Origin of the sequence: Streptococcus sp. 10824, from assembly GCF_013276595.1 — a bacterium.
GTDB lineage: Bacteria > Bacillota > Bacilli > Lactobacillales > Streptococcaceae > Streptococcus > Streptococcus pseudopneumoniae.
The window spans coordinates 19331-27039 of record NZ_VMLH01000073.1 but is presented as its reverse complement, the minus strand read 5'-3'; the positions used below and the strand labels follow the sequence as shown (position 1 = coordinate 27039).

General features: G+C 34.6%; 2 protein-coding genes and 1 pseudogene. All 3 read right to left on the bottom strand.

The window, feature by feature from the left end:
* Nucleotides 1-262: 262 nt before the first annotated feature.
* Nucleotides 263-5056: a S8 family serine peptidase gene (locus tag HT701_RS07040; protein ID WP_172931362.1), complete on the bottom strand. Its 4794-nt coding sequence runs from the start codon at nt 5054-5056 to the stop codon at nt 263-265.
* Nucleotides 5057-5525: 469 nt separating this feature from the next.
* Nucleotides 5526-5735: pseudogene (locus tag HT701_RS07035) on the bottom strand (transposase domain-containing protein); the annotation flags it as partial.
* 191 nt (nt 5736-5926) lie between these two features.
* Nucleotides 5927-7654 carry a septation ring formation regulator EzrA gene (ezrA, locus tag HT701_RS07030; RefSeq protein WP_138705350.1) on the bottom strand — a complete coding sequence of 576 codons (1728 nt, stop codon included), beginning with the start codon at nt 7652-7654 and terminating at the stop codon, nt 5927-5929.
* Nucleotides 7655-7709 lie beyond the last annotated feature (55 nt).

Below are 7709 nucleotides of genomic sequence, written 5' to 3'. Positions count from 1 at the left end.
CCCTCTTTGATGTAATCTAATGCTCGCTGTTTAAAATCTGTACTATATGCCATAGCTTTATTATAACATGCTTGTTTGAAACTAAGCAACTATACTATAATTTGAATCCTTTTGCTCACGATACTACTATAGAAATCAAGCATGAGTAAAACCAGTGGAACTTACCCTGACACGGAATTCCACTGGTTTTTATGATTTTTCTCAGACTAACTTCCAATTCTACTAGCGGTGGAACTTACTTTGGGAATTTAGCTTGTATTCTCTACTCACTTTTTGAAAAAGTTACAAGTCCAATAACTGACAACAAGAGAGAAATTCCAGAAATACTTAGCATAATAGAAATCATGTTATTCTCACCAGTGGCTGGTAACTGTTTTCCTTCTTTGATGACTGTAGCTAAAAGCACTTGTTGATCACTTCCAGCTAGTGTTTTATTCTCATGCTTAGCTTCTATATTGGAATGATGTATTGTAATTGATGTAGCTTTCTCAATTTTATCATTGCTAATTGAAGGCTTAATAGTTGAGACTTGTCTATTTTGACTTACTAATTTAACAGGTTGCACTTGAGAAACTGGCTTGATCGTTACAACTGGTTTAGCTGGAATAACTGGATTAACTGGTGCAACTGCTTTAGTTGGATCAACCGGCTTAACTGGTACAACTGGTTTGGTTGGGATCTCTACTTTATTAGCCTTAAGTTTTACAACCGTTTCTTTTAGAGCTTTGATTACTTCATTAATTTCTTCTTGACTAGCTTCTGCATTTTCCAAAAGTAGCTTAGCTTTGTTGAAAATAAGATGATATGCATCTTTCTCCTCTTTGCTAGCTGTCAAAAATCTTGGATCTTTTTCTTGGAACTTCACTTCATCCTCGATAACATTCTTTAGGCTCATAAAATCTGTTTCTTTCCCATTCAGCTGGTCTTGAGCTTGCAAGAAAGTGGTCAACAGACGGTCAATTTCATCTTGAGTTATCAAATCTTTTGTAATTAATAATGCCAAGAGTTTAAATTCACGATCATATTGACCTTTGCGTTCTTGATCAGAATTTATATATTTACCTTTTTTAACTGTCTCAGCATATGCTTTAATGGCATTCTTCAATGATGTGATATCAGATTCCTTACCATCCAATGTTTGTATAGCAGACTCTAAAGCCTTAACAATTTGGTCAATTTTATCTTGGTTAAGTTTACTTCCCAATGCTAGTTGCGCATCTTTGACACTTTGCTCAAACATCTCTTTTAAATTCTGTTTTGTATTATAATATCTTGGAGTTTTAACTACTTCCATTTGTTTATTTAAAGCTGCAATCAGAGCTAACTTAGAAACAACTGAAAGTGACAAAACATTATTTTTACCAAACAGAACTTTAAATGGTTGAAGATTATCAAGTAATTCATAACCGTTTGACAGATTTACAAGAACTTTATATTCACCAGTAACCACTTTCTTACCATAAGAATGTTTACCATATGTTTCAGCTGGCAAGACTTGACTCTGACCGTCTTCACCTACTAAAGTAATCATTGTAGTTCCAGGAACAGCTTGATTAAAGCCAACCGTTACTGGGGCATATTTCATTTTGTTAGCCAAGAAGGTAATAGTTTGAAAACTATTTTCTTTCGTTAAATCAAATTCCTTAGATAGAGCACTCACAAATTTCAACTCTGTACGATCATAGCTAAAAATTTCTGCAACATAATGTCCAAATTTCAAGAAATTAATATCTTTTGACTTATCAACGGTTACATATTGACCTTCGCTATTTTTAATGCGATAAACATAAGTTGTATCAATCTCATCATTGGTTTTATTGTTTAGTATAGCAATTTTTACACGACCACTATTTTCTTCACCTACAAGATCTTTGAGAGATATAAAATCTACATTTCCCGCAAAGTCTTCCACATAATAGAAGATTTTCGATTTATCAATGTTCTTAGGAAGTGTATAACTACCATCTTCATTTTGTTTGATAATCTGATACTGTTCGATTTCTGAATCTGCCGCCTCTCTATTTTCAGAAGGACGAATATAAAAGACTTTTTCTAGAAGAATTCCGCCATTTCCGACATCCTGAGGTTTACGAGCTATAAATTGTTCTTGATTTTTTTGAGAACGAATATATCCCGAAGTAATCAGAGGTTTTTGTGTATCGATTTGAATTTTAAATATTGTGTATTGTTCTTCAGCTCCAGGGACATCTGGCTTATAACTAATAACATAGTCATAAATTCCATCAGAGACTCGATTTCCATTAGAATCCTGTCCTCCCCAAGCTGTTTTATCTACAATGTAACTTCTTGGATTTCTAGTATCGCCATCAAAATAATTTTTCACAAGGTCTGTTGGACGACTTTGCCAAATAGGCTGACTGTGTGTTGTATCCGAAGAATCATAAACAGTTGCACGAAGATTTACCAAGTTTCTATAGACAAGAGTTTTAAATTGAACAGAATCTTTATTACCATCATCGTTCGGCGAGATAGCAAGGCGAACATTACCCTTTTCATCTAATTGAAGATGGTATTTTCCTTCATCATCTTGTTTCACTCCGAGTACAGTCACTCGATTTCCTTGACGCTCTGCTTTTAAAACATTTACATCATTTTCAGAACTTGTTAAATAAGTTGCATCGTCTGAAGGTGAAATTCCTGGATTATCTTTATCAATTTCAGAGTAAAATCCACTGTTTCCTTCCTTAATCAATTGATAAATTGGTTTTTCAATTGCAGGTAGATTTTGGAATTCTCCCTTAAATCCCATAAATGGTAAACCAATAACAGAACCATCATCTGCAGGATTGACAAATCTAACAAATCCTTCTAGAAAATAACCATTTGGCATTATTTTGCTAAGTTCTTCAGTAAACTTACTTGTATCTACACTAACTGTTACTGTCTTCGTACTATGAGCTTTCACAGTTACTTCGGGCCAAACTGTTTCAGTTAGTTTTCGTGGACGGAGAGTGAATTTTCCTTCTTCAACTTCGTCCGTATTTGTATTTACAATCATCTTCAATGTTCGGTCTTTATCCGAAATATTATGAATTATAACTTCAAAGGTAAATTTATCACCAACATTACCAAGAGTAACACTTGGATAGTTATTTGCACCTGTTACAAATAAATCTGTACTTGTTGCCGCCATCGTGTCAACTACGCCAGCACCTTGGTGACGTGGAGAAGTATAGGCTCCAGTTTGTTTATTAAAATGTGGTTTTGCAGTAGACATAATTAAAGCTTTTACAATCTCTGAAATTTGACTAGCTGATAATTCAGGATGTTTCTTTGCTAAATATTCTTTGACTAATGCTGCGACACCAGCTACATGAGGGGCCGCCATACTTGTTCCACTTATACTTCCATAACTATTGTCGTTAAATGATGAATAGATATTTCCACCAGGTGCAGTAACATCTGGTTTCAATTGTCCATCTGTTGTAACTCCCCAACTTGAAAAATCTGACAATTGGTCTGCAACATCTGATTTACGATTATCCATCTTGTGATTAAAGACAATTTTATACTGACCAGACTTAAGAATTTCACCATAATATTTTGAAATAAAGACAGATGGGATTTTCTTAGCATCACCTGTAACAGACATACTAACATTTGCACCTTCAACGTTGTTATAAATTAAAACTCCAGCTGCACCGTGTTGAAGAGCATTTTTAATCTTATCAGAGAAATGGATTTTACCACGTTGAATCAGTGCTAACTTACCTCTTACATCAATATTAGCAAAATCTTCTTCACGACCAATACCCGTTGCTACATATTCGTATTCTTTCCCTTTTTCAAAATCTTTTTCTGTTTCAGGTCTATTAAAATCAAACTTACCATAATCAAGGGTAGCGTCATTTTCTAAACCTTTTACTTCAAAGACTTCAGTAGTTAGAATTTTATTATTAATCGAAGCAACAGAAATTGAATCTTCTACTGTAGAGGGATTTCCGACGAGACCATAATCAGGATTTTCTGCTAATGGTTGTGAAAAACCTCTACCGAAAGTATTGCTATTACCAGCAGCAATAACAACAGATACTCCTTTAGTGCGTGCTCTTTTTACTGCTTCAATAATATCTGAACCCGCATCTACAGTTGAACCCGCACCTGCACCCAAACTCATATTGATCACATCCGCACCTAACGCAACTGCGTCATCAACGGCTTTTACATAGAGGGCAGAGGCTGTAGTTTTATCTCTATCTGAAAAAACTCTCATAAACATAATTTGAGCTTCTGGCGCCACCCCATAAACCTTCTCAGAATTCGGGGCTTTATTAACTGGATTTCCAGCTACAATACCAGTAACGTGCATTCCATGAGACTCTTTTTCAGCCTCTTTTATATTATCAGTTCCATCAAAGTAATCATAAGCATATACTACCTTGTCACTGTACCATTTTCCATAGTCAATACCGGCAGCTTTTTTAGCTTTTTCGATATCATCCTGATTTTTAAATTTCGCCTTTGACGGATCAGAAATACGCAGAACTTCATGATTCAAATCAAGGCCTGAATCTATAACAGCGACTACAGTTCCTTGCCCTTTGTGTCCTGCTTCCCATGTTTTAGGGACAGTAATCATTTCATTACTGGAGATACTATTTGGCTTTTCTTTATGTCCACTTTGAGATAACGACTGTGATTGTGAACTTTCGGAAGAAGAACTTCTTTCTACTGCTGATTCTTCCTTCTTCTCTTCACTTTTTATAGCAGTCTTTTCTTTCTGTGTGATTACATTCTTGTCTGACTTATTATCTCTATATTCTATAGAATCATCTTGTTTTACTGACGCTGTCGCTTCTGTTTTTTCCTTTGAAGAAGAATCTAGAGCATTCTTGTCAGCCGTGACTGACGGTGCGAGCTTATTTGAATCATCTAATTTATTAATTATTACTGCATGTGTAACTTGATTGGATGTTTCAAATTTCCCCTCAGCAGCACTAACCTGTACTAAAGCAAATCTGCATGCAAAGACCGATAGCAGAAAAATCGTTGCTATTTGGTACTTTTTATGACAAAAATCTTTGCAGTCTCCCATAAAATCACTCCTTTTTATTTAAATTAAAAGTATTATATCCTAAATTATCTGAAAATTCTATCAAAAACTTATTTTGTAACAAAATTGTAATATTAATCACTCTTCTCATGTAATTTAAACATAAAGAAATTTAATCTCGATTAATACAAGACTAAATTTCTTTATTAAATAATTACTTTCCATTCAATTACTCATTAAGCAAAAACCTTACTAATCACGGTCATAGAATAGTTCATGTGCTTTTATAGTAGATTGAAACTAGAATAGTACACCTCTACTTCTAAAACATTGTTAGAAATCGATTTGACTGTCCTGATCGATTTGTCCTATTCTTATTTCATTTTACTATAATCGTGAATTAAGCATTTCAGGAACTGTGACAAACGTAACCGTACAATAACGAAGTCTATTGAAAAATCTCCAGATTAGTGAACTTAGCGATAGTTCCTAATCTGGAGATTTCTTATTTTCACCTTTCTTGTACAACTTTAGTCCATGGTAAATAAGCCTCTAAAACCTCTTTGTTTACGAGAGTTTCCTCGTTTGGAAGACATTCTAGAAGATAGGATAGATATTTCTCGCTATGTAATTGATGACGTTTAGCTGTTTCCAACAAGCTCATAATAATAGCTCTTGCTTTAGCTCCTTCAAAACTTTGAGAAAACAACCACCCTCGCTTTTTAAAATTTAGCTTAGGCTAAAAGAGTCCACTGGACTCTTTTACTCCGTCCCATTTTAGCGTGACTACCACGCTTTGTTCTATCTTTCTTCATATTTAAATAATATCAAAACCAAGCATTAATTTCAATGATAAATAAGTAAACTCATGGCTTTTGAGTAAAGAAAAAAGCTTAGAATGAACTAAGCTTTTTAAAAACGAATCGTTTCACGTGTTTTCTCATATGAAGTAACAAAGCGATTGGTTACACCAGGCTCTGCCACTTCCAATGCTTGAGAAATCTTGTCAAATGAAGCGTGATAATCAAATTCTTTTTCAAAAATATCTAAAGCTTCGTTAAATGCTTCTTGAATGCGTTCATCAAATGAGCGATAGCGGTTAGAATATTGCAAGAGTTGCTCTGTTAAGGTTGCATATTGTACAATATTATAAGTTTCCATTTCTAAAGCTTCCATATCATTCGTTGCAATTTCAAGAACTCGGGTAACAGATTCAATGTTAATCATTTTCTGTTCTAACTCAACCATTAAATCCTCGGTATTATTGCTTGCCGTAAAGAATAATTTCAAGAAAGTTTGTGGAATACCTGGCAGATTGCGTTTTTCCATGTATCGCTTGATAGTATGGAGACGATTGACATAAACATTGGACTTTTGACGTGCATTGATATCATCTTTCTCAATTTGTGTCAGGCGCTCACTAACTGAAATTTGCTCATCTTCAATATCTTTTAGTTGAGTTTGTAAATCCTCAAGATTTTCTTCAAGAACTGAATAAGCTTGGGTTGGTTCTTCTTGATTTGAAGTTACCTCAACAATAGCTGCCTCAAAACTCTCTAATTCTGTCTGAATACGACGAACATGGCTTGCAGCTGTCTCAGGAAGTAAATAGGTCTTGCTCAAACGTGCAATATCTTCTCCCAATAAAGTATTATTCTCTTTCATATGTTGAAGGTAAGTTGGAAGAGTTGCAAGTAGATTTTCCACTACTTTCTGAGCAGCAATTTCTCGAGTAAAAATATCATACAAGGCATTGATTTCCTCTTGTGCCTGTCCATTCTCATACTCGGCATTGTCCAACTCCAACTGGCGAATATTCTCTTGGTTTTTCTTGAATGCTTCATAAAGCAAGTGGAAACGCGCTTCAATATCCGTTTCAACAAAATGATAATTAGCATCTAAGAGCTTACGATAACCATCTTCTAAATCTTCTAGTTGATCTGGTAGCTCTTTAGATAATGTTGTTACAATTGCTGGTATACGATCAACGATATGTGTCAAAGCCAAGATATGATTTTCAGCATTATCCAAAATCACTGCGGCTTCCACAGGGTCACCCGATGAATTCAAGGTTACAAATTGTGAAAATTCAGATTGGATATTTTCTAATTGTTTTTCAATTTCATCCAAGGCTTGACCATACTGTTCTGAATTTTCAGCAACTCTATGCTGAAGTTCCTCAAATAAATCCAAAGCATGAAGAACACGACCACTATTTTTAGATTCTTGCTTCTCTAAGTCTGCCAAAGCATTGCGAATTTCAGCAATATCTTCTTCAATCAAAGTAATTTGACTCTCAATTTGGTCAATTTGATGACTGGCCTTGAGAAAACGAAATGAATGGTTATAGCCTTCTGCTTCAAAGAGATTATTTTCAATATCGGCAAAAGAGTTGAGAGATAAATCGACCCATTTTTGATTCCATTCACGGAAAGCCACTTGACTTTGTCCAATCAAGTGCATATTTTTTACAGCTTCTACTTCATCATTTACTGGAAGATTGTATAGTTCTTCTTTTCTTTCTTCTAGCGCCTCTAATCTCCCCTCGTTTCGCTTACGTAGAAAGATTGCCACTACATAAGCCAGAACTAAAATGACTGCAATTGCAACCATTAAATAAATTAGTTGTCCATTAGACATATCAAACTCCTTTTTTACTTGAAACAATCGTAACGATTATATCATATTTTTTAGA